25 protein-coding genes and 1 pseudogene are annotated in these 24,264 nt (G+C 35.5%); 13 read left to right on the top strand and 13 right to left on the bottom strand.

The genetic code is table 11. The features are described from left to right. Positions 1-14 precede the first annotated feature (14 nt). The 5 genes from V4T18_RS01410 (at position 15) to V4T18_RS01390 (ending at position 2,721) form a co-directional block, all read left to right on the top strand. A complete protein-coding gene (locus tag V4T18_RS01410; RefSeq protein WP_332645722.1) occupies positions 15-167 on the top strand; it encodes a hypothetical protein in 153 nt (50 codons plus the stop codon). After that, the gene (locus tag V4T18_RS01405; RefSeq protein WP_332645720.1) at positions 139-654 is read left to right on the top strand and encodes a GNAT family N-acetyltransferase; all 516 of its coding nucleotides are present in this window, start codon (positions 139-141) and stop codon (positions 652-654) included. Before V4T18_RS01410 ends, V4T18_RS01405 begins: the two co-directional genes overlap by 29 nt. A 138-nt stretch (positions 655-792) precedes the next feature. Continuing rightward, positions 793-1,287, top strand: a complete 495-nt coding sequence (locus V4T18_RS01400) for an RNA polymerase sigma factor (protein WP_332645717.1) — start codon at positions 793-795, stop codon at positions 1,285-1,287. Between the two features lies 1 nt (position 1,288). Beyond that, a complete protein-coding gene (locus V4T18_RS01395) occupies positions 1,289-2,209 on the top strand; it encodes a hypothetical protein (protein ID WP_332645714.1) in 921 nt (306 codons plus the stop codon). A gap of 47 nt (positions 2,210-2,256) precedes the next feature. Beyond that, on the top strand, positions 2,257-2,721 hold the full coding sequence (locus V4T18_RS01390) for a hypothetical protein (RefSeq protein WP_332645711.1): 465 nt from the start codon (positions 2,257-2,259) through the stop codon (positions 2,719-2,721). 290 nt (positions 2,722-3,011) lie between these two features. Here V4T18_RS01390 and V4T18_RS01385 read toward each other — a convergent pair whose 3' ends face one another. Then, a complete protein-coding gene (locus tag V4T18_RS01385) occupies positions 3,012-3,842 on the bottom strand; it encodes a LysR family transcriptional regulator (protein ID WP_332645708.1) in 831 nt (276 codons plus the stop codon). A 115-nt stretch (positions 3,843-3,957) separates the two neighbouring features. Here V4T18_RS01385 and V4T18_RS01380 point away from each other — a divergent pair, with 115 nt between their 5' ends. From V4T18_RS01380 to V4T18_RS01370, 3 genes are all read left to right on the top strand, one after another. Continuing rightward, positions 3,958-4,890, top strand: a complete 933-nt coding sequence (locus tag V4T18_RS01380; protein WP_332645706.1) for a TDT family transporter — start codon at positions 3,958-3,960, stop codon at positions 4,888-4,890. Between the two features lie 277 nt (positions 4,891-5,167). Then, complete coding sequence (locus tag V4T18_RS01375) at positions 5,168-5,854, top strand: diphthine--ammonia ligase (protein ID WP_332645704.1); 687 nt, start codon at positions 5,168-5,170, stop codon at positions 5,852-5,854. A 164-nt stretch (positions 5,855-6,018) separates the two neighbouring features. After that, complete coding sequence (locus tag V4T18_RS01370) at positions 6,019-6,546, top strand: histidine phosphatase family protein (protein ID WP_332645702.1); 528 nt, start codon at positions 6,019-6,021, stop codon at positions 6,544-6,546. Between the two features lie 160 nt (positions 6,547-6,706). Here the strand turns inward: V4T18_RS01370 and V4T18_RS01365 are convergent, their stop codons facing one another. Then, complete coding sequence (locus V4T18_RS01365; RefSeq protein ID WP_332645699.1) at positions 6,707-7,321, bottom strand: TetR/AcrR family transcriptional regulator; 615 nt, start codon at positions 7,319-7,321, stop codon at positions 6,707-6,709. 169 nt (positions 7,322-7,490) lie between these two features. On the opposite strand from V4T18_RS01365, the gene V4T18_RS01360 reads away from it, so the two are divergent. Further along, positions 7,491-8,681, top strand: coding sequence for a YhgE/Pip domain-containing protein (locus V4T18_RS01360; RefSeq protein ID WP_332645901.1), 1,191 nt, complete (start codon positions 7,491-7,493; stop codon positions 8,679-8,681). Between the two features lie 456 nt (positions 8,682-9,137). On the opposite strand, the gene V4T18_RS01355 is transcribed toward V4T18_RS01360, so the two are convergent. Beyond that, positions 9,138-10,589 carry an aminotransferase-like domain-containing protein gene (locus V4T18_RS01355; RefSeq protein ID WP_332645697.1) on the bottom strand — a complete coding sequence of 484 codons (1,452 nt, stop codon included), beginning with the start codon at positions 10,587-10,589 and terminating at the stop codon, positions 9,138-9,140. Between the two features lie 140 nt (positions 10,590-10,729). On the opposite strand from V4T18_RS01355, the gene V4T18_RS01350 reads away from it, so the two are divergent. The 4 genes and pseudogenes from V4T18_RS01350 (at position 10,730) to V4T18_RS01335 (ending at position 15,253) form a co-directional block, all read left to right on the top strand. After that, on the top strand, positions 10,730-11,776 hold the full coding sequence (locus V4T18_RS01350) for an ornithine cyclodeaminase family protein (RefSeq protein ID WP_332645694.1): 1,047 nt from the start codon (positions 10,730-10,732) through the stop codon (positions 11,774-11,776). Positions 11,777-11,806: 30 nt separating this feature from the next. After that, positions 11,807-12,676 (top strand): PhzF family phenazine biosynthesis protein, encoded by an 870-nt coding sequence (locus V4T18_RS01345; protein WP_332645692.1) that lies wholly within the window; start codon positions 11,807-11,809, stop codon positions 12,674-12,676. Positions 12,677-12,892: 216 nt separating this feature from the next. Then, a pseudogene (locus V4T18_RS01340) lies at positions 12,893-13,755 on the top strand (phosphotransferase). Between the two features lie 937 nt (positions 13,756-14,692). Then, on the top strand, positions 14,693-15,253 hold the full coding sequence (locus tag V4T18_RS01335; RefSeq protein WP_332645690.1) for a hypothetical protein: 561 nt from the start codon (positions 14,693-14,695) through the stop codon (positions 15,251-15,253). On the opposite strand, the gene V4T18_RS01330 is transcribed toward V4T18_RS01335, so the two are convergent. The 10 genes from V4T18_RS01330 to V4T18_RS01285 form a co-directional block, all read right to left on the bottom strand. After that, a complete protein-coding gene (locus V4T18_RS01330) occupies positions 15,250-16,545 on the bottom strand; it encodes an NAD(P)-binding domain-containing protein (protein ID WP_332645687.1) in 1,296 nt (431 codons plus the stop codon). The two genes, V4T18_RS01335 and V4T18_RS01330, sit on opposite strands and share 4 nt — an antisense overlap. A 102-nt stretch (positions 16,546-16,647) precedes the next feature. Further along, positions 16,648-17,067 (bottom strand): arsenate reductase (thioredoxin), encoded by a 420-nt coding sequence (gene arsC, locus V4T18_RS01325; RefSeq protein WP_332645683.1) that lies wholly within the window; start codon positions 17,065-17,067, stop codon positions 16,648-16,650. A gap of 16 nt (positions 17,068-17,083) precedes the next feature. Beyond that, positions 17,084-18,373, bottom strand: coding sequence for an arsenic transporter (locus tag V4T18_RS01320; RefSeq protein ID WP_332645681.1), 1,290 nt, complete (start codon positions 18,371-18,373; stop codon positions 17,084-17,086). Then, positions 18,361-18,678, bottom strand: coding sequence for an ArsR/SmtB family transcription factor (locus V4T18_RS01315; protein ID WP_332645678.1), 318 nt, complete (start codon positions 18,676-18,678; stop codon positions 18,361-18,363). The genes V4T18_RS01320 and V4T18_RS01315 overlap by 13 nt, the downstream gene beginning before the upstream one ends. A gap of 97 nt (positions 18,679-18,775) precedes the next feature. After that, positions 18,776-18,922 carry a hypothetical protein gene (locus V4T18_RS01310; protein WP_332645676.1) on the bottom strand — a complete coding sequence of 49 codons (147 nt, stop codon included), beginning with the start codon at positions 18,920-18,922 and terminating at the stop codon, positions 18,776-18,778. 14 nt (positions 18,923-18,936) lie between these two features. Next, on the bottom strand, positions 18,937-20,100 hold the full coding sequence (locus tag V4T18_RS01305) for a Ger(x)C family spore germination protein (protein WP_332645674.1): 1,164 nt from the start codon (positions 20,098-20,100) through the stop codon (positions 18,937-18,939). After that, positions 20,093-21,199, bottom strand: coding sequence for a GerAB/ArcD/ProY family transporter (locus V4T18_RS01300; protein ID WP_332645671.1), 1,107 nt, complete (start codon positions 21,197-21,199; stop codon positions 20,093-20,095). Before V4T18_RS01300 ends, V4T18_RS01305 begins: the two co-directional genes overlap by 8 nt. Then, a complete protein-coding gene (locus V4T18_RS01295; protein ID WP_332645668.1) occupies positions 21,196-22,755 on the bottom strand; it encodes a spore germination protein in 1,560 nt (519 codons plus the stop codon). The genes V4T18_RS01300 and V4T18_RS01295 overlap by 4 nt, the downstream gene beginning before the upstream one ends. Positions 22,756-22,946: 191 nt before the next feature. After that, positions 22,947-23,129, bottom strand: a complete 183-nt coding sequence (locus V4T18_RS01290; protein WP_332645666.1) for a hypothetical protein — start codon at positions 23,127-23,129, stop codon at positions 22,947-22,949. Between the two features lie 75 nt (positions 23,130-23,204). Continuing rightward, entirely contained in the window at positions 23,205-23,834 is a 630-nt protein-coding gene (locus V4T18_RS01285; protein ID WP_332645664.1) for an HAD hydrolase-like protein, read from the bottom strand. Between the last annotated feature and the right edge of the window lie 430 nt (positions 23,835-24,264).

The following is a 24,264-nucleotide window of genomic DNA, read 5'->3' as shown; positions in this document are numbered from 1 at the left end:
AAGGAGGTTATTATATGGCAATTGAAATGCGCAAGCGTCCTATTATTCGAGGGAAAGATGCCATGAAATTTTTATCAAAGGCTGAAAAAAATTCGAAATTATTGGCGAGTAGAAAAGAACAAGCACTGAAGAAATGGAATGAAAAATTACGTGACCATCGAGACTAGATTAATTACACTAGATGATTTTGAATGTATTCAAAATTTCACATGTGGCAATACAAGTATTGAGAATTTTTTAAAGCAAGAGGCCTATTATCTGACGATCACTAGAGAGTGTAGCACGACGCTAGCATTCGATCGTGGTGAGCTAATAGGCTTTTTTAGTTTGAGAAAATCTAGTTTACAGCTAGAGCTTGAAAATGAATCCATTGATTATCCTTGTTTAGATATAGCGCGTATAGCTACGCAAAAAGGCAAGCAAGAGCTAGGATATGGAACATTTTTAATCAATCAAATTTTTGAGATTGCGCATACCGTTAATGATAGATTTATTACATTAGAAGCATTAATTGAACGCTATGCATGGTATAAAAAACGTGGCTTTGAAGCGTTAATCGAGGAAGAAGCACTAAGTAGTAATCAAGACGGGCTAGTCTATATGATGGCTGACTTGTATGACGAGAGATTAGTAGAGATGTTTTTTGAGGAATAAAGACTTTAGAATAAAAATACATAATTTGCGTAAAACCAATTTCTAAAATATAGAGATTGGTTTATTTTTTAGCAATTTTTTCTACATGATGAGTAAAATGAAAGAGTTAATCGTCTATGTAAATAAGGGGGTGAACTTGTGTTTCAATTAGAGCGGCATTATGAAATGCATAGCGATCAAATTTATCAATTACTATATTTTCTTACCTTTGACGTGCACGTTGCTGAAGATTTAATGCAGGAGACCTTCATACGTGCCTATGAAGCGAAGCATACATATCGAGGGGAGGCAAATGTTTTAACATGGCTACGAACCATTGCCAAAAATAGTGCATACGACCATTTTAAACGAAAGAAAATACTTACGTTTCTTCCGTTTACAAAAAATGAAGAAGAAACAGCCATTACATTTTCACCCGAGCAGCTAATATCCATTGCAGACGAAAAACGAGCATTGTATGCAGCCATTGCTAGGTTAAAGCTTGAATATCGATTAGCTATTGTGTTAAGAAAAATCGAGGGACTTTCGATTAAAGAGACCGCAACTATATTAGGATGGAATGAAGCGAAGGTAAAAAACAACACAGAGCGCGGAATGAAGGCACTTGAAAAAGATATGAAAGGGGGAAACTAGAATGGACAAAGAGCTCCAGAGATTACAGGCACCGGGGCGATCAAATCAAACGAAGCAATCATCATTTTGTGAGCTTCAAAAAAAAATCAACACTCGTAAAAGGCAGCAAAAACGAAATTATTATAGTGTCTTAGTAGCGACTGCAGTGTTATTAATCTTTATAGCTACCTCAATGATGAATAGTCCTGCGATGATAGAGGAAAACGATACGGCCGCTTCGCTTCATATTGAAAAGGGCTACGCGATAAATATGGATGCAGCCATAGATGTAAGGTATATGACGAAGTGGTATTATTTTGATAAAAATAAAGTAAGTGAATATGAGTTGGGAACTGTACAACCGTTTCTAACAAAATTATTTGCTTCAAATGTTCGTATGAAAGAACTACCGCAATTACGAGAAGAGCAGCTATTATTAGAAATGTCTAACGGTCAAATTTTACAACTAGCCTTGTTGTATGAGGATGCTAAAGATCAATATATACTTGCAAATATTAATACGAAGCAAGCCCTCCCTCTAACGATGGAAGAAGCAAAGCAAATCGAGTTTATAATATATAATTTTGCGAAGAAATCCTACCTAGGTGTTGTAAAGTTATTTCTAATGATCCTGTCGCTTATAGCCTACCTTTTAGTAATTATGCAAATAAGTCCAAAAAGAAAAGAAAAATTAGAGTCAAAAAAAGCAAGCTATTACGTTCCTGTAGTGTTTGGAACGTATGTCTTATATACAATTGTCGCAGGCATAAGCCTTTACAATTTCCATTCCTATAACGGGTTATTTATTGCGAGTATCATGACGAGCTTGTTCATAATGAAGGCATTAGGGGAGTATTATAACGGGCGTTTTGAGCGGTCCCTTTTCGAAGTCCCAATATTTTTCGTATTTGTGCTGCTGCTTACGTTTGTGAAGTGTTTATGACAGATTTGTAGGATGTGCAATCGGCAATAGAGAGTGGGGGAATACAGATGATTTTAATTAAAGGGATTACAGGATTTTTTTACCCTGGGATAGATGATTTACCTGCGATAGATAATACACTATTTAAACAACTTTGTTATAACCTTGCTAATTTTCATAAGGGACAAGTTATCGTATTTGAGGAGCCGGACTTTTCACGAAATTTTTATCATTCCCAAATACAATTCCATGATCAATCTATTCATCTCTTTTTACATGTAGTGTATCCTTTTGTTGCCGTTTCACGATATTATGAATATCCTTTTATGAAAGATTTTATCGATATACCTCAAGTGAATAAGTTCTTTGAGCCTTCTTTTCGAGTATTACCTGCTAAAGACTTAAATGAACTTGTACGGATCGAAAATGGGCGAGTAATGAATAAAAATGACCTTCATCCAAATGATCTCCGTGAAATTCTATACTGGCAACCTGAAATCATAGGTCATATTATTTATAATTACTTTGATTGAACGGAAGGATGTAGGTAAGGCATCGCTAGTACCCTTTTTCATTGAAAGGAGGATATATTGGACAAATCTATCATTCAGATACACAGGACCACCGCTTTGTCTAGCCAACAGAGCGGTGTTTTTGGCGTAAAAAAAGGCGACTGGGAGCCACCCAATCGCCTGTGTACTACTGTAGATCCATCACGCATGAATCTTACTATCTTCAATGTATGAGTATAGAATAGACATGTCAATGAATTACTTTTAGTTTATGTAGCTTGACCCTATTTTATGATTTGTTTTTGGCGCGGCTACCTGCAATCCACCTCTATATGAAAATAAGTTGCTATAAATTGCTGGATTGATTGTAGTGGGTGACCGTTATCAATCGAACGACTGCACCAATAGATATGGCGATTATACTTCTCAGGTAGTGTCTTAAATGGAATCGAAGGAGGTAATGTTTTTTTAGAAACGATTGATTTTCCGATTCCCTCCTGTAGCAAGCGAATAATGAGCTCTGAATGATTGGCATATATATAGTTCGCTTCAATATTATTTTCTGCTATATACAGCTCATTGAAATAGCGAATACCGGAATGCTTCTCACGCATAATCCAGTCGTTTGAATCGAGCCTACCAGCAAGAACGAGCTCATCCTGAAAAATTACTTTTTTATTGAGACCTGTTGTTTCAATCGGCTTTTCTATAAAAGCGAAATCAGCCTCATGCTTCATTAGCTTGTCAATTGCTTGTTCAGAATTGACAACAAGCATTGTAAATTCAAAGCTTGGAAATTTCGATATTAGGTGAGACATAAATGTAGGCAAATAGTATAAACCAAAAGTATTTGAGCATACAATCTTACATTTCTTTTCATAGAGCTGCCCATTCTGTAGAAAGGCTTCTGTTTTTTCCCATTGCTCAATCATCGTAATGGCTCTCTCATACAAATACGAGGCTGCAGGTGTAGGTTGAACATTTTTAGGACCTTGACGGATAAATAATGGCACTCTCAATTGCTTTTCGAGCTGCTTAATTTTCAATGAAATCGTCGGCTGAGAAATAAATAGAATTTCCGATGCCTTCGTAAAGTTTTGAAGCTCGTATACCTTTGTAAAAACCTTTAGTATCTCGATCATGCAAATTCCTCCTGAATTATTAACTTTATTAATAATTATTATATATAATATGTATTTTTCAAATAGTAAAATGTCCGTTATGATAAAAATATCAACAAGCCGAGGAGGAATATAGATGAGCAACCTGTTAAAAACAATACCGATTCCGATCAGTGGCTTGATGCTGGGATTAGTATCCCTAGCAAAATTGCACTTTTCATTAAATATGAACCTATTAGGAGAGTTTTATTTTGCTGTTGGAATTACGATATTTTTAATAATACTATGTAAAATAGTATTCACGTTTTCCGATGTTCGAAACGATTTGAAAAATCAGGTTATCGCCTCAGTAGCGCCAACCTTTACAATGGGGATGATGGTTATTTGTAGCATTCTAGCCGCGCAAACTTCACTTCAAGGAATTGCTACGATAGGGTGGGGAATAGCAGCCTGCTTACAAATGGTCCTTATTCTATATTTTACGTATACATTTGTATGGAAAGCTAAGGCGAATTTTCATTCCGTCTATCCAAGCTGGTTTATTGTGTATGTTGGTTCAGCCATTATGCCAATAACAGCTGGGAATTTCGCAGCCAAGTTTACTGACATCGTGTTTTGGATTGCTTTGTTTTTTTATATCTTATTGCTTCCGGTCGTGTGGCAACGAATCCGCAGCCTAGAGGGGCCAACAATGCCACTGACAACAATTTTAGCTGCACCAGGATCCCTATGTTTAACGGCATACCTACAACACTTTACAAGTCCTAATTTGTATTTTGTACTCTTTATGTTGGTCGTATCTCAATTGCTTTATGCTAGTGTACTTTGGCGATTACCAAAGTTGTTAAAGCTACCATTCTACCCGAGCTACGCCGCATTTACGTTTCCGTTAGTCATTTCGGCGACAGCGATGAATGCATCAGCTCAATTCTTCCATTCTCAACAACTGCTCAATGTTTTAACTTTTGTTGAATTATTCATTGCTTCGTGTATGGTCCTATATGTGTTAGTACGATACGTATTGTTTTTAAAGGTACAAGCGTCTGACATGACGAATTTACAGCGTTAAGATAATCCGAATTTATAAAACCTAATTTCTCTGTATATTGCATGAGAAATTAGGTTTTAGTTCGTTCTATCAGCCGCTATTCTCAATAATAGTGATGAAAATTTCAAAATTGCTCGTGTATCATAACTTTCAATAGCCTCCTATAATATGTGAGAACCGTTTCCACATATTTTTACGAAATTTTGTTATTCATCTGCCATAAATATGACCTTACTATTACCAATTCGTGATAAAATCGAATAAACATAGGTTTTTATAGTAGAGGGGAAAGATATGTATGACAGACGGAACAGAATGGAAAACGAATGCGCGCGGCCGAAAATTTATTGCTTCCTTTAGTGGTGGGAAGGATAGTGTATTAGCTCTTTATAAAGCGATGAAGGTCGGTGAGGCAGTTGGGCTGATTGTTATGCTAGAAGAAGAGGGTGAGCGCTCTAGGTCCCATGGTATGCCTCCAGAGCTTATTCGTGCACAAGCTACATCTATCGGTCTGCCAGTATATACTGCCGCTTCAAGCTGGGAGGATTATGAGGAAGTATTTATGAGCCTTCTAAAAAAAGCGAAAAATCAAGGTGCTGAGGTGTTAGTAACAGGTGATTTAGATACTCCTGCTCATGGTTGTTGGCATGACAAAGTAGCAAAGAATGCTGGTTTGAAGTTGGGCATGCCCTTATGGGAAATGGATCATCGTGAAACGGTGGAAGAATTCATAAATCTAGGATTCCAAACGATTCTAGTTACTGTTAATTTGTCCTTAGGCATGCGAGAAGATGACTTGGGGCGAACGTTAACTCATGAGTACGTGCAGGAGCTCGTAGCGCGTGGCATTGACCCGTGCGGAGAAGGTGGAGAATTCCATACGACCGTAATCGATGGCCCGATCTTCAAACAGCCTATTCCTGTTCGTAAATGTGAGATTTTGAGAGACGGAGAATACGCTTTTATGCGATTGGAGCTCCTTTAAGACTATATTTTTTAGAAATTATGCCAGGTGCAGACCTTTATATGGGTTTGTACCTGGTATTTATTATTGACACAAGTCATCTTTAGGAATTAGTAACATTTTTAAATGAAATCCAATAGACTAGCTTATCATTGAACATTATTACGATAGGATTGGAGGATTCTATGAAGTTTAACATGCTTCTGAATGGTGGTTTTATTGTCTATTTTAGACATGGTGAAGCAACGATCGGAAAAGATTATCCTACAGTTATTTTTTCGGATTGTCAGACCCAAAGGAATTTAAGTGAGACTGGAAGGTGGCAGGCTAGGATTATTGGAACTGTCTTTAGCAATAAAGGAATTCCAGTCGAAGCCACTATTATTTCAAGTCCGTTTTGTAGAGCAATAAACACAGCAAGGATCGCTTTTCCGAATAAGAATATTTGCATTAATTATTCATTGGCAGGAGTTGTTGCTCTCAGTGGAGAAGTGACAATTTCTGATGTTGAGCGGAGTGCGATCATTCGTGACACGAAATCATTACTTGAACTGCCACCAGCCATTGGACAAAATAGGATAATTATTGGCCACAGTTTTCCTAAAGAAGTAATGTTAGGTGACGTACCTTATTTAACTGGGATTGTCATAAAACCTAAAGGCTGGGGTAATGGTTATGAAATTATAGGGAAATGGGATTTTAGTAAAATTTAAACGATATTGATTAAAAATAACATGAACATTTAACGAACAATATAATTAAATTAAAACTACAATATTCGCCTTTTTATAACGTGAATGCGAAACATCCACAGGCTGGACACTATAATAAACTCACAAAACACGAATAATAAGCAAATAAGATAAAACGTTTTTATTTTTTTAATCCTGCAGCAACAAACGGGCCATTCAGTGTGATAGTTAATAAGATTTCAGAGATTTCCTGTGAAGATTCTTTTTTTTCCTCAAGCAACCATTGTTGAATGATACCAATATGTGCAGAAGCTATATAAGTAATTAAATATTCTTCCGGAACAAGTAATTTTTCTTGTGCTACTATACTACCGTAATTTTCGAGTAGTGCTTTAGAGATGAAATTTTTTAATTTTGTTTGAAATGATATATCTCCTTTTGGTCCTAATACGGCTTTCATAAATCTTCTGTTCCGATCTAAAAAATCACAAATTAGTACAGTCATTTCTATTGGGATTTTGTTCGTACTATTCGTACTAAGATCAGTGAGCAACTTTGATAAATTATGTTTTACATTATTGGTCATTACTCCCATGAGTTCATCTTGATAACGATTCATTAAATCATACTTATCTCGGTAATGTGCGTAAAAAGTGCCTCTATTGATTTTTGCTTTTGATGTAATATCCTTCACTGTAATTGATTCAAAGCCTTTTTCTTCAATTAGTTCTACCAATGCTTCTTTAATAGCCTCAATCGTTCGTACTACACGTAGATCTGTGAAATTTTCTCGCATACAGGATCCTCCAAAATTTAATCGGACACATTCTTGAATTGTGTTCCGTAAACAACACTTTCTCCGTTTTTGCTTATTGAATGACTATTTATTCCTATCTATAATTCAAGTTGTAATAAACAACAGGTTGTTCATTATTATAACTCGAAAAGAGGAGAGATAGATGAAAATGTTCAAAAATAAGCTAGTATGGATTGCACCGATTCTCGCATTAATCGTTGTGTTTATTTTTTCTTTAACCTTATTTCCATCGGTCCAGCCAAAGCCAGAAAATTTACCGATTGCAATTGTTAACGAGGATTGGGGCGTAGAAATTCCTAATCAAGCAAAATTGAATGTGGGGAAAACAATTGTTGAAGGGATACAAGCTACTTCTAAAACCCAAAAAGGGGAAGAGTCTGCAGTAAAGTGGGTTGTTGTAAAATCTAATGAAGAAGTACAGGAGGGGCTAAATACAAAAAAATACTATGCTGCATTAGTCATTCCTAAGGATTTTAGTGTCAAACAAGCCTCTCAGCTGTCACCTGAAGCAGACACACCAGAGGTTCAGATTTATATTAATCAAGGAATGAATATGGTTGCTTCAACAATGGCAGGACAAATTCTAAATGGTGTAGTGGACAATATGAATAATACAGTTCGTACCCAACTATTATCAGGAATTGAAGCGCAAGGAGGAACTTTAACGGTAGAACAGGCATCTACTTTAGTAAATCCTGTTTCAAAAAAAGTAACAAATATTAATGAAGTAGGGGAAAAGAGCGCAAATGGTAATGCTCCTGTATCATTATTCCAACCACTATGGATGGCAATAATGATTAGTGCAGCTTTTGTCTTTATTGCAGCAAACAAATTGTCACTTAACAATCGAAAAGAATATTTAGCTACAAAAGTTGGGCAAATATTAGTTGGGGCCATTGTTGCTCTCTTTGTAGGATTTGGACTTACTTGGATAGTTAATGAAGTGGTAGGTATCAACATTCCTACTTATTTCGATACAGCGCTATTTTTATCGATTACAGCCTTTAGCTTCTTTTTATTAATTTCAGCGGTTCTGTCATGGTTAGGGATAAAAGGAGTGGCGATTTTTGCTTTATTGTTATTTTTCGGGGGACCATTGATTGCATTAGCTCCAGAGATGATGTCATCCTTTTATCGTGATTGGATCTACTCCTGGCTGCCAATGCGTTTTATGGTTGAAGGTTTACGAGAATTGTTGTTCTTTGGGGAAGGCCTTACCTGGAACGCATCATTATCAGCTCTTACTTGGATTGGAACGGTAAGTATTTTACTCCTTCTAGCTTCAGCATTAAAGTTTAAATCTGAAAGCAGCGAAGAAATTATAGAACATTTAACATAGTTTACTAAGGAACAGATTATAAAAAGAACTGGCAAATGATTGAGTTTGCTAGTTCTTTTTAGTTAGACTTTTCCATCTCCGATCCATGAAATATGCAACATAAAAAAATAAGTCACAACAATATAGATGTGACTTATACAACATTTTAAAATTCTTTTTCCCATATTCCATTATCATTATCATACTTAATATTTACATGTGCATGTTCGATATTCAACTCATGCTGTAGATAATCAATTAAAGCTAGAAACATTTCTCCTTATCTACTTTTTTATTATCATGAAATGATTTTGTGGATAGTTTAGTCAAATTAGTTGGTAGCAACATCAAAGAAATTAATGATTCAAAACTTCGGGAACTAGAGGAGTTGATGATGCTTTCGAATCTCATACAGTGGTAATTCAATATTCATTTTTATAATTATCTACAATATTTAAATCTCTATATAAATAAAACTTAAAAAATTTGTTCTGCTACCAATTCTGAAAGAGTTTTAATTCCGTAGTCAATTTCATTTAAGGATGCATAAGAATAAGAAATTCTTAAATATTGATCAGAGTGAAACTCATACAAATCTCCAGGGTGAACAAGTATTTTCCGACTTAAGGCTTTAGTAAAAAGCTGGTACATGGATATACCTTCATTTAACTTAAGCCAGATGAAATATCCGCCCCTAGGAATGTTCCATGTACCGATGCCGGTAAAATATTTCTTTAATGCTTCAAGAGCAACATCTCTTCGGAGCTTAACATTTTTCCTCATTATATCGTTATGCTGATAATAAAGACCACTAGAGAATAGTTCTGTGGTTACACTCTGGGAGAGTGAGCTGGTTCCATAATCAGTTTGCATTTTTATATCTGCCAATCTTTCAATGACTTTTTCTGATCCAACAATCCATCCAATCCTAAGACCAGGACTTAAATTTTTCGATATCCCACCAGTGTATAATACAAGTCCATTGTTATCAAATGCCTTTATTGGCTGTGGAGGTTGTTCATCAAACCAAAGCTCCCTATATACATCATCCTCGATAATAGGCAAACGTTCCCTATCACACGCATCAACAAGCGTTTTTCTTCTTTCAAGTGACATGACGCTTCCGGTAGGATTTTGAAAAGTAGGTATTGTAAAAAGCATTGCTCCTTTTCTCCGCCTATGTCGATTAATCAATTCTTTTATTTCTATGCCTTCTTCATCCAGCTTAATTCCCGAAAGCTGCATTCCTAAGGATTGAAAGGTTCTAAGAGAGTATAGGTAGGATGGCTTTTCAACATATACTACTGAGTTCGTGTGCAAAAGGCCAAGGGAAATAAGCTGCAGTGCCTGCAAAACACCAGAGGTAATCAAAACTGAGGATGGATCAGCTTGTATTCCTATTGTTTTTAGGTATGTGCATACCTCTCTTCTTAGATGGATATTTCCTTTTGGTTCTTCATAACCCAGCGATCCCGTAGACTTAGACAGTTTTTTTAGTACGCCCTGAATCATTTTGTTAGGTATTAATTCAGGGGAAGGTTCGCAGGACCCCATTCGGATGATATCAGGTTGGAATTCAGCCTGATTGATCTGCTGCATTATATTTTGATTTGATTGATGTAATCCAGAAGATATATAGGGAAGCCAATTATGTGATTGATTAATGGACATTAATGTCCATGTATTGTTTATTACTTTTGTACCACCACCAGCATTACCACTAATAAGGCCTTCAGCTGCCAGCTCTTCAAGGGCAGATACTACGGTACTTCTGTTTACACTGAAAATTTCAGAAAGTGCCCGCTGACTTGGCAATTTGAAACCAACCGGCCATTCTCCAGTTGCTATTTTGTCCTTAATGAAGTTAACAATCTGTAAATTCAATCGAGTAGGATTATTTCTATCAGGTCTCCAGTTGATATCTAACATGAAATTCCTCCAAAATCATAGTACTTGTACTTTATCATTTGGTTGGTTAAATAACAACCAAGAATGGTTGGAGACTTTTTGTTGTTGTTCAAATACAATTACTTTAACAGATATTGAAATTTTAAAGGAGAATGATAACTATGGTACCAATAAGAATTCTAAGTGATACTGATATTAAGAACATTCTTGATATCAAGAATACAGTAGCATGTGTAGAAAAAGCCTATGCACTTAAAGCCAACAATCAGGCGAGACTATTCTCCATGGTATCTGAGGTGATTTTTGAGGGTAGAGCAGAAATGGATATTAAATCAGGGATGCTTAATGAAGAAGATGTGTTTGGATTAAAACTCGTTTCATGGTTTGGTGATAATAAAAATCAAGGACTTCTAGCTATAACAGGGATGAATATGTTATTTGATTTGAAGAATGGATTTCCTAAGGCAATGATCAACGCAAGTTATTTGACAGGAATGCGTACTGGAGCAGCAGGTTCAATAGGCGTGAAACACCTGTCAAAACAAGATTCAAAAACACTAATGATTGTTGGTACAGGAGTTCAGGCGATTTTTCAAATAGCAGCCACTCTATCTCAAGTTCAGACAATCAACAAAGTATATATATATGACCCCGTAAAATATGAAAATGCATCAAAATTACAGCATTCAATAAAGACGGAACTAGAAAAAATCAAAAATGATATCAAAGATACTTATAATAAGAGCTGGAAACAAAGAATTGAGTCAGTTCAGTTTGTAGCTGTAGAAAATCCAGTGAAAGCTTTGGAAGAAACCGATGCAGTAATTACAATAACGCCTTCGCAAAAACCACTGATTTTTAAGGAGTGGATTAAGCCAGGCATACATTTCAGCTGTGTGGGGGCAGACATGACTGGAAAACAGGAAATAGATGAAAAGATCTTTGAGGTAGCTTCTGTATATGTAGATGATATTACACAAGCATCGACAGTCGGAGAAACACAAAGTGCTATAAGGGCTGGTATATTAGGCAAAAACAATTTGACTGAAATCGGACAATTCATACTTGGAAATGCAAAAGGACGTACAAGTGATGAAGAAATTACGATTTTTGATAGTACTGGCATAGCATTGCAGGATCTTGCAGTTTCAAAATATATTGTATCAAAAGCAGAAGAAATGAATATTGGGACAATCGTGCAAATATAAAATCGATATATAATTTGGAGGGATCACATTATGAAGATAAAAGTTTATACATTAAATTCATTTGCAAAATCCATTGAGGGAGGGAACCCTGCCGGAGTGGTACTTAGCGCTGATTATCTATCAGAAGAGGACATGAAAAAAATAGCAGGTATCATCGGTTTTAGTGAGACTGCTTTTGTCATGGAGTCAGACCTGGCTGACTTCAAGGTTAGATTTTTTACACCTAATGAAGAGGTTGATATTTGTGGCCATGCAACGATAGCAGTGTTCTATACACTTTCAAGCCAAGGATATATTAAACCAGGAAAATATTCTCAAGAAACAAAGGTTGGAATTTTAAATGTAGAAGTAATGGAAGACCTATCAATTATGATGGATCAAAATGCTCCAAGCTATTATGAAATAATAGACAAGGAGGAAATTGCAGATTCCTTAAATATTACTATAGATGAAATGTTCGGGGATCTACCAGTGCAAATTGTATCTACTGGCCTTAGGGATATACTTGTACCGATTAGAAACTTAGATATATTAAATTCTATAAAGCCAGATTTTGAAAAAGTAACAAATATCAGCAGTAAATATAATACCATTGGTTATCATATTTTTACCCTTGAATCACTAAAGGGTTCAAATGCCCACTGTAGAAATTTTGCACCTTTATATGGAATTCCAGAAGAATCTGCAACTGGTACATCCAATGGTGCCCTTTCATGTTATCTATATAAATATGGTAAAATCAAACCTGAACATGTTATTAATATATCTGTTGAGCAAGGTTACTCTATGAAAAAACCTTCAGAAATAGTTATAGCGTTAACCACTCAAGGGAAAGAAATTATTGAGGTAAAGGTAGGCGGAAAAGCATTAAATTTGTCTGAAACAGAGGTTGAAATATAATTGTACAATATAAATTTCTAATAAATTGAAATAATAACATAGCTGGATTAGGTGTTTTGTTACATCTAGTATGGCTGTTTTTTTCTTAAGGTAAAATAATATTTTCCCGCAAACGGACCATTTAAATGGAGTAAGACTTCCAAAAATTATGAATATATATGTTATATTGTTAGAGATTGTGAAGAAGATAAACGGTACAGAAATGGTTTTTTTTGAATGGATATGTTGCAACAAGTAATAGATAAATTTAAGTTGAATGTGTTAGCGAGAACGTTCCTGAGTCTTTTAGTTCTACTGTATATAAAATCAAGCTAATTGATCATCGTACGGTATATATAAAAATTCCTTATTCCAAAGTAAAACTTGAACGTGAGTATACTGCACTTAATCGATTACGCAATGAGCTACCTGTACCAGAAATGTTAGACTATTGGGAAGGTAATGAAGATGTCACTGGTGCTTTATTATTATCCGAAATCAACGGTGTGCCGATTACAGAGAAGGTGGATCCAGCTTTAGCCTATGATATCGGAGTACACCACGCAAGGCTGCATGCAATCATTCCAAATGAGCAGGATTTCAAAAGTTCCGTTTCCAATGTATATGGTCGATGGTCTGAGTTTATCGAGCGACAATTTTATTCCTTTGCAGAAGATGTAAAAGAAGTGATTGATCCTTGTTTATACGAACAATCATTGAAGTATTTCGACCGTCAAGTGAAATTACTTCCATCTCCAGATGGACCTAGTTTTATACATATGGATTTTCGACCAGGTAATATTTTAGTTCATGAAAATCAAGTTGTCGGCATCATTGATTTTGAAAGTGTCCGAATTGTTGCAACCGAAATTGACTTTACAAAAATTAATTGTGATATTCTGATGAAATATCCCGGAACATGGGATGCGTATCAAAAAGGCTATGAGTCCATTCGTCCACTTATTGATTTACAAGAAGTCTTACCGTTTTATCTCTTTACCGATGCGTTTAATGCAATTGGTTGGTGTAAAAGAAGAGGTATTGAAGAGCATCAAACTTTTTTACAGGAGAGTTTAGCATATTTAAACGTTTTTTTATGAAGGAGGTATAGTTGAAAGAGAATTATCAAACGTCAATAACTGAGGATTCATTTATAAAGATTTTTCTCATATTTCATTATTCAACAATCGAGCGCGATTGCGGAAGATACGCAAATATAAAATGATCAAACTTTTTTTATAAAAATCCAATTAAAATCTGCTTGAAAGGCATCCATTTTAATCAATCTTTTTTTCTAAATGGATGCTTTTTTAATTGCAGGTATGTTCGTTTGCGAGCTGTTTTTGATTAAACTTTTTTCAAAGCTGCAAGTATAAAATCTCCAGCTATCGTATTAAACATTAATTATTATCTGTACAAAATAGAGGAGCGTTATCGTTCACATGAAAATTAAAAGGACCTTTAGAATTACAAATAAAGTATAGAATATATTATGGGGAGTTGACATATCCAAGCCCTCCTCCACGCAAAATAATTTTAGTTTACATAATATAAATTAGAGGAAGTTATGTATCATCTCATAAGTATACTTTAAATAGTGAGACGAAACAGTGAAAATTGTTGTATATGGACAATTTTCACCATATATAATTTGATCCAGGATAAACAGTTTTGACACCTCAATAAACTGTCAATCTTTTAATAACTTTTTAGTTGCAGCCTACTATAAATATGTAATAACCGAATGGACTTGCTAGTCTGTTACCATAAAATTTGACGCGACCGTATGCATTTGAACTATATATCCGTCAATTTCAAATTTCTTTTCGATATGGCGTATTTCCTATTCGCCAACTTTAAATCCTACCAGAGCATACCTTTTCGCAGATCCTACTCCTATAAATTACCTCGCATGTTTCTGTTAGCTTAACAAACAATAAAAATTATATCTCACCAGTAACTTTGTTATTATAAATTGTCAGAATTCTCACGTCACTCCTATTTTTTAAAAAAATCCTTATAAGGAGCAATATACCAATGACAAAAGAGAAATTAACTATTTTAATTATTGGGATTTCCCTTTTTCTCTTTGGATGGCAATCTGTTAAAGCATCTCAACAAAAGTCTGTAGAAGAGGATTATTATGAATTGGGTTACAAATCAATTTCAAATGCAATCCGGGAAGCTGAATCCTATTATAAATCAAACATAGATTTACCAATAGAATTGCCACCATTGGATTTTACGCACTCTTTCGGGAGATTTAATGGTAAACATTTAGGGCTTGAGATTGAATACTTAAATGAAGAAAAACATTTTAATTACATTATAAATATTTTCCCAGTTGAAGAAGGGGTAAAGTTATTTTCAAGTACAGATTCTAAAATCCTTCTAAAAGATGGTACACAAGCTTATTATTCAACATCCGGAACGAATAGTAAAAAAATATTTATTTTCATGTTTAATAAGAATAATTGGACTTATATATTAAGTATTGAGGAAGATCTATTAGATAAACCTTTGCCAACGTTAGTAGGAATTGCAAACTCATTTGAAAGGAAAATTAGCGATTCCCTTAAAGGAATCGCTAATTATTAACAGCAACCACCTGCTCCACTATGGCAAACACCTGTTTCAGGTAAATGAAGTTGCACATTGCTGGCAGCCTCTAAATCCCCTGCCAAATAAGCTACGACTGAGCGGACTTGCTCGTAGCCTGTTGCCATTAGGAATGTTGGCGCGCGTCCGTATGATTTTGAGCCGACAATATAAAAGTTCTTCTCGGATTGGCGTAATTCCTTTTCGCCATGTGCAGGTACACTGCCACAGCTATGCTCGTTTGGATCAATCAATGGTGCAAGTGCTGGTACAGCTTCTGTAATAGCATCTGCCTGGAATCGTAATTCACGATGGATCTCGAAGCTTGGACGACTCCCTGTATTAACGATCAGTCGATCAAATGGTTCTAGCGATTCGTTTTCATCTCTTAATACAATGCCTTCTTGTTCGCGAATAGATTGAATATGGAAAGGTGTTTCCACTTGAATAACGCCCTTTTTTACTAGCTCTGCTATACGTAAGCCTAACTCTCCACGAGCTGCTAGTTCGTCGTTAGAACCACCACCAAAAGCATCCTCTACTCGCGGTTTACGCAAAATCCATGTAATGGCTGTATCCGGATATTTTTCTTTTAATGTTGTTAAGTTTAATAAAGAATTGATTGCTGAATGGCCACCACCAACAACCGCAATACGCTTATTTGCATAGACTTTTTCATTGTTATGAACATCTGGAATACTATATTCGATTCGGTCAGCTAACTTTTGCTCTGCCGGTAACAATAAGCCGTTACTTAGCGCTGGATTCGGATTACCCCAAGTACCTGTAGCATCAATAATCGCACTTGCCTTCAGTGTTTTAGTGCCACAGCATGTATTAACATAAATGAGAAACGGTTTGCTTTCGCGCTTTACCGATTTCATACGATCTGTTCCTTCACGTGTAATAGTAACAACACGATGGTTCGTATAAATTTGCTTCTCGAACAACGTTGCTAGTGGTTCTAAATAAAGTTCAATCAGCTCCTTACCAGTAGGAACGATTTCATTTTGTGGAGATTGCCAATTCGTTTGTTCTAGTAATGCACGTGCGGCAGAATCAATATTGTATTGCCAAGGTGAAAAAAGCGTCACATGCTGCCAAGAGCGAATATTTGCTGCAAGCTCCCCTGCTTCTAACACGAAAAATGGGATATTACGTTGTTTTAAATGTGCTGAGGCTGCTAATCCAATCGGACCCGCACCGATAATCGCTACAGGAAGTTTTGTATCACAACAAGAATGACTTGGCTCACAGCAAGCTGAAGATTGGTTAATGATGTTGAATTCCATATGATTTCCCTCCAAATGGTTCTAATGATTTTCGTTTCTCTCCCCTTATATAAGTATTTCATTATATACAAAGGGTGAAAAAATCAAGAGACATGCCCTTGATTATTCGCCTGTTGTACTAAAATGTTTAATGCGTTCACTGATTTCATCGCGTACACGTTGGAATACGCTCCATTTTTCTTCATCTGCCCCCGTTGCTTTTGCTGGGTCATCAAAGCCCCAATGCTCACGACGGATATGTGGCGGTGCTATTGGACATTTATCAGCTGCATCTCCACATAATGTGACGATGAAGTCTGCGTTATTTAGTGTTTCTACATCGATGATATCGGATGTTTGATCTGATATATCGATATCTACCTCAGCCATTGCCTTTACTGCATTCGGGTTTAAGCCATGTGCTTCTACACCAGCACTTTTTACTTCCCACTCCTCACCTAAATACTTTTTCCCAAAACCTTCTGCCATCTGAGAACGGCATGAGTTCCCTGTACATAAAAAATAAATCAGTTTTTTAGACATAACTGTTTAGCTCCTTTTAAACGATTAGCAGTGTAATATATAAGCCTACTAATGTAACAAATAATATTGGAATCGTCAGCACAATCCCTGTTTTAAAGTAAGTGCCCCATGATATTTTCACACCTTTTTGACTTAATACATGCAGCCATACAAGTGTGGCTAGAGAACCAATTGGAGTGATTTTTGGTCCTAAGTCAGAACCAATAACATTGGCATAGATTAGTGCTTCTCGAAGTACACCCGTCGTATTCGTTTCAGCAATTGCGAGCGCATTGACCATAACTGTCGGCATATTGTTCATCATAGAAGATAAAAAGGCAGCGATAAAGCCCATTGCAATCGTACCGATAAACAGCCCTTGCTCAGCTGTATATTCAATAACACTAGCGAGTGCTTCTGTGAACCCTGCATTCCCTAACCCATAAACGACTACATACATACCAATGGAGAAGAACACAATATTCCACGGTGCGCCTTTTATGACCGTTGTTGTATTGACAACCTGACTTCTCCTAGCCATCAGTAAGAAGAAAATAGCGACAAGCCCTGCGATGAAAGATACAGGAACTGCTGTCCATTCACTTGAGAAGTAACCAATGACAAGTATCGTTAGCACGTACCACGATAAGCGAAACATTTTTTTATCTTTAATAGCTTCTTCAGGTTTCTTTAACATCGTTAAATTATAAGTACGTGGTATCGATTTATTGAAATACAATAGCAGTACCGTAATTGTTGCAATTAATGAGAAAATGTTTGGTAAAAACATGCGTACTGCATATTCAACGAAACCAATTCCAAAAAAGTCTGCAGATACGATATTCACTAAATTACTGACGACAAACGGTAAAGATGTAGTATCAGCAATAAAACCACTTGCCATAATAAACGGGAAAATCATCTTTTCTTTAAATTGGAGATTACGAACCATGGCAAGAACGATCGGTGTTAAAATTAATGCCGCGCCATCGTTGGCAAAAAGTGCTGCAACGATTGCACCAAGTAAGCTTACATAGACAAACATTTTGATGCCGTGCCCTTTTGCCGCGCGAGCCATATGTAAAGCCGCCCATTCAAATAAACCAATCTCATCTAAAATAAGCGAGATGATAATAATCGCTATAAAGCTTAATGTGGCATTCCATGTAATATCGACAACATCGAGTACATCGTTAAAATCTACCACACCTACAGCGAGTGCAATTAGCGCACCCACACAGGCAGACCAGCCAATATTAAGTCCTTTAGGCTGCCAAATAACAAAAATTAATGTAACAATAAAGATTAAACTTGCTAAGACGAACATGAACTATCCTCCGTAACTTTACATGTACAAATAGAAACAGCTTTCAACTCATCAATCACACACTGAACAATGGGTGATTGATTTTCAGTTAACCGATAATGCTTCCATGTGCCAACTTTTCTTTCTGCAATGATGCCCGCATCCTTTAATTTTCGTAAGTGCTGACTAACAGCAGGCTGCGAAATATTCAACACCTCCACAAATTCACATACACACACTTCCCCTTTTTTTAAACAGGAAAGCAATTTCAGCCGATTTTGATCCCCTAATGCTTTTAACTGCTTTTCCATCAGTTCGATTTGCATAGTTATCACCCCTTATATAAGAATCCACTTATATATTAACGATAGATTATGTATTTGTAAATAATTATTTACTTATATGACGGTTGTTTTGAATCCCCTATTTCTTTTCATTTTTCCACGGTGGATTATTATCTTTATGTAGTTTTTGATTAATTTTATATATAGAAAAAGGGATAGCATATGCAAGTATGGTACAAATAATCGTGAGTATGCCTGGAAAGCGATCAGCAACTATATTCCACATACTATCCCTCCCTTTTATTGTGCTTTGTTAATATTGCCAGACTGATCAATGATGACATTGACGTTTACGTTAATTTTGCTTTTAGAAAAATAGTTTTCCCCATCCTCCCAATTATCTTTAATCGAATCCCAAAGCTGATAATGATATTTATATAAATGTTGATTAAGTCCCAGAACATCTGCATTGATTTCAGTTTGTAGTGCATTAATTGAATTTTGTGAGACTTTATTAATCTCATCCTCCAGCGCTTTTTTGATTTGTGCATAATTCTTTTCACTTAGTAAATGTTCTACCCCTAATACTTCTGCAATACTAGACCTTACTGTAAGATTTACGTCAAATGATAAATTGTTTTTATCTTTATTCGTTAGAGCAATATCTCTCTTCATATCAAGTATTTCATTGGCTATCTTATTCCCTTCTACATTCGTAACGATACTGCCTGATTGCACTTCACCTCTCATAAATATTACTCCTTTTTCTTCCCCTCTATGAAAAGTAGCTACAACCTTATTCCTCGTACCATGAAAAACAGCAATTCCCTCATATTCCACGCTTTTGGAATTAAATTTACTAATTTGAGGAATAATAAAGCTCGTTTTGGATAATAAATTCTCTTGAATATCACCGAATGTAATCGGTTTTATAACATTGATACTTTCTTCATTTTCTAATAGCCCATGAATATATATTGCTGGAAGCTTTTCGTGTTCGGGTTCTACATTAAACAGCTCATGTGCATCCCCGTTTACAATGGCGACATTTATCGTTCTGTGCATCTCCATTTCACGTAAAAACACGTCCATTAAATTAGCAAATAGGTTTGGTTCCTTTACAACTTCTTCTGAAAAAAGTACTACTTCTAAATGTGTTGCACTAATTGTACGACTAGCAAGATTGGTCGTATTCCGATTAGCTTCAAAAATTGTTTCTCCGCTTTTTGTTAGGTTTCGAAAGGCTTGACCGTCACCACCACTGTCTTGAGCAGAATTAAATACAGAAGGTACGATCACCTGCTGTGTTATTTGAATCGGATTGTGTGGAGCATCCTGATTCTTGTTAAAATCAATCGCGATTCCAACAGCAAATGCTCTCTGTTCAATTTCTATTCGGTCCCAGCAGCCAGTAAGAAATAATAATGCAATGAGGTGAATCGTGATTAGTACAAATCTAGCCAATATGTTTCATACCCTTCTTTTTATACGCAACGGCCAATAAAACGAACACGATAAACAAATACGTTGGAATAAAGTAATTGAAAAAAGAAGTAATTTCCATTAATTCAATGTAATCTTCAGGTATCATACTTAAGAAATAAATAATGGGAGAAAGCAGGAGTACAATATTGATTTTTTTCATCTTGGAAAAAATCAGTTGAAACAACATGACCGCAATATCGAATGCGATTAGACATGTAATAAATACAGTCATTACCCAAACCGAAAATAACACTGAATCAAAACGTTCGAACAAGCCTCCGGGAAATTGTATGGATTTTGCTACTTCTAATGTAGGATACATGATGTTTGAAGTGGTAATATTACCAAAAACACCAATACAAACAATATAGGTCACTAGATAAAGAAGCATTGCCCAAAAAACACCTAATGCTGTTATTTTTGGTGCATTTTTTGGCTTCTCGACAAGCGATATATAAAAAAGAACAATCCCAAGTCCGATGAATGCTTGAAAACTAATAGAAGTGGCATGGAAATACCCTTGAATATCTGTCTGAAAGACCGGAAATATATTTTGCGCTTCAGCAGATCCTAAAGAAAAAATCAGAACCATCACTGTAATCCCTATGATAATAGGTAAAAATAAGACATTAACACGAAAAATGCCTACCCGAGATTCAGAAACAGCGTATACAACAACAAGCAAAAAGGCTAAACATAGCACCTCAATGGGTGTTCTATCAAATAAATATTGTCGAGAAAGCTCTGAAAGGACCCTGGCATGATAACTAGATGTTAGTATATATTGAATAATGAATAAAAACGTAAGAATGATAGCAACTGGCTTTGAGAGCAATTGAGCTGAAAAAGAAAAAAAAGACTGTCGTGGAAATTTACATACTAATTTCGCGATCATCCAACTAAATAAACAAGCCAGCCCCCCACCTATAACAATGCCAATCCATCCATCGGAAGAAATCGTTTTATTAGCAATTAGCCTAGGTAGAGACAATATTAATACGCCTAGAGTATTTGTTGTTACCAAAAGCATTAATTCATATTCACTTATATGTTCATCTACACTATTAAAAGATGTCATGGCTCCTTTTGACCTCCATCGTTTAACTTTTGTTTATCTACTGCTTGAATATAAGAAGGTCGCTCTTTTAAGGCGATAATAGGTGGACGAATAAACAAATTTTTAAAGTCACTAGGAAACTTAGGAGAAAATTGAGCTGAATAAGGAACACCCATACTTTTGAGATTGACCATGTGAATATTGAGCATGATATATCCTAAAATGATGCCGTAAATCCCCAATACTCCTGCAATAATTATAAAGGCTAGACGTAAGGCTCTAAGTCCTATGGCAACACTGTAATTAGGAATGGTAAAGGAAGCAACGGCAGTAAGAGCTGTTACAACAACCATTACCGGACTTACAATTCCTGCACTAACCGCTGCCTCTCCAATGACAATCCCTCCAACGATCCCAATCGTTTGACCGATCAGTTTTGGAAGTCTTATTCCAGCCTCTTGAAGAATTTCAAATGTGACGCCCATTAACAGCGCTTCTACAATAGCTGGAAAAGGCATATTTTCTCTCGTTCCTGCGATAGAAAAAGCGAGCTGTGCCGGTATTAAGCCAGGATGATAGGACACTAAAGCTACATAAATAGCTGGAAGGAAAACAGCGATAAAAACTGATAAGTATCGGATTAATCGTAAGAACGTGCCAATTACCCAACGTTGAGTATAATCTTCCAGACTTTCTAGTGCATCATTAAATACGACCGGTGCAACCAATGCAAAAGGGCTACCCTCTACAAAGATTCCTACCTTCCCTTGTAAAATAGAATAAACGAATCGATCCGGTCTTTCCGTATCCAATAATTGCGGAAATGGCGAAAGGAAACTGTCTTCAATCCATTGCTCCACGAAGCCAGAACCAGCTGAAAAATCGATATCTATTGTTTGTAACCTACGATTAATTTCGTCTACAATTTCAGGATTGACAATTCCAGCTACATAACAAACTACGAGCTTTTGTTTTGAGCGTCTTCCTACTTCATATGTCTCAACTCTTAAATTCGGGTCCTTTAATTCCCGACGAATTAAAGTAATATTCGTTTGTATGCACTCCACAAAACCGGATCGTGGACCACGAACTACTGATTCAGTCTGTGGCTCTTCAATTGAACGTTTCTCTGCACCTTCAGTCCCCATAATCAATACTGTATCGCTACCATCTACATAAAGCACTGTACTTCCAGATAAAATAGCATAAGAAACTTTATCTAATGTTCGAACCTTTTTAATATCAGTTATAGCAATAACGTCTTGATAAATTTGCTCTAGCATATCTGAACTAACTTGTTTGCTGTTCTCTTGTATTCTTTTTAGGATGTTATTATTAACAAGGTTATTGTCGGTCAAACCATTTAAATAACAAATGACACCTTTGAGGTTATTTTTACCAATATTAACTTCACGGATAATTAAATCACTGGGATTACCCAACATTTCTTGTAAACTTCTCAGATTTTCATCTAAATCTGTACTGAGTGCGATTTTAAATTCATTTTGATGTTCTACCGTTTGCTTTTCATTATTACGTTTTTCATTTTTATTTACCCACTTTAGAAAATGTCTCACAAATGAATCCCTCAGATCGAATAGAATAAAAATTATCCTAACTTAAATTCTCTTATAAATTTGCCCACTTCTATTTATTCTATACCTATAAGAAAGCTTCCTGATTTAATTCAATTTTAGATTTAGGAATTAAAAAAAAGCATGTTTTGAAATCATTTTTTCAAAACATGCTTTTAATTTTTAGTTACAGTTTAAAATATATTTTCCAGCTTCTGTGTACTGTTAGATACGTTTGCTAATAAGACGTTTAACCTCTCCATTGAACTTGAAACTTCATCAATCATGGACAGTAACTCCTGACTGTTGGCAGCATTTGCATGAATATGTTCATATAAAGCGTTAAATACTTGATTTTCTAGCTGGCTGTCTTGCAATAATTCTGCTATCAGTATACTAAACTGCTGGATTTTTTCACTTGATTGAACCGTACTCTCTATCAGACTTTCAATTTACACTGGTTTTAATATTGTATTTATTATTTCTATTGGTGTATGTGCGATATATTTAGGGTTTTCTTTTTGAATTAAATCTAACCCATCTAGTCCCCAACTCACCCACATAAATGGTACTCCAACTTTATTACATGAGAGTAAATCTCTTACCTCATCTCCAATATAGAGGATTTCTTCAGGTAGAACTTGCTGTTTTTTCATATATTTTTTGAGTACTGTATCCTTACCGAATAATTTACTAGAAGTGAGAATTTGCGAAACACTAGTTACTTGTTCTTGCTGCAGGAGCAATTCTATATTTTCTTTAGCATTGGATGAAAGAATAATAATGGTGAAACCGTTGTCTGCAAGGGTATCCAACATTTCCTTTATACCATTGAATAGCTTCACTTCATGGACGTGATCTTTAAAGAAACGATACATCTTAGGTAGGATTACGGGAAGCTTATGCATCGGAAAATGATACTTCTTTGCTCGCTGCTGGATTGTTAAATTTCTCGATAGCAATAAATCTTCTGAGTTCACGGGAGTGTATTGATATTTGTCTGAGAATGTATTCCATGCTTTCATAAATAGTTGGGTCGAATCAGCTAGTGTACCATCAAAATCAAATATAAGATATTTCAATGCAAAGCCCTCTTTTCTATTGTTCATTATTCGATACTTATAAAATATACAGAAGAATGTAATACTCTCGCAAGGAATCACGATTACTAGGTGCTCGCGTTGATTACTCTCCGTCTTTTCTCATATCAATTTTCAGTTAAATTAGTATCTTTCAATTATTAACTAGAGGAGTTCATTCCATTTTTTAGTTGATTTATGTTCGTTTTAGATAAAAATAGATTGTCAAGAAAATTATTTTTTATTTCATTTCAATATCAAAAAAGTACAAAAACTGAAATTGTTATATAACAAATTAGTTGTTAGACCTCTTTTTCTGTGTAAATGTTATTTTAGACTAACGAAACATTAATTTCTACATCGTGCAATTTTATTCTGTTTTGCGTTTATTTTTTTCTGATTAATTATATCGATAATATTATTCCTTTTGGTG

The sequence above is a fragment of the Lysinibacillus sp. 54212 genome, assembly GCF_036662795.1.
GTDB lineage: Bacteria > Bacillota > Bacilli > Bacillales_A > Planococcaceae > Lysinibacillus_B.
The sequence above is the reverse complement of the archived record's forward strand: the minus strand, read 5'-3'. Positions and strand labels throughout refer to the sequence as shown.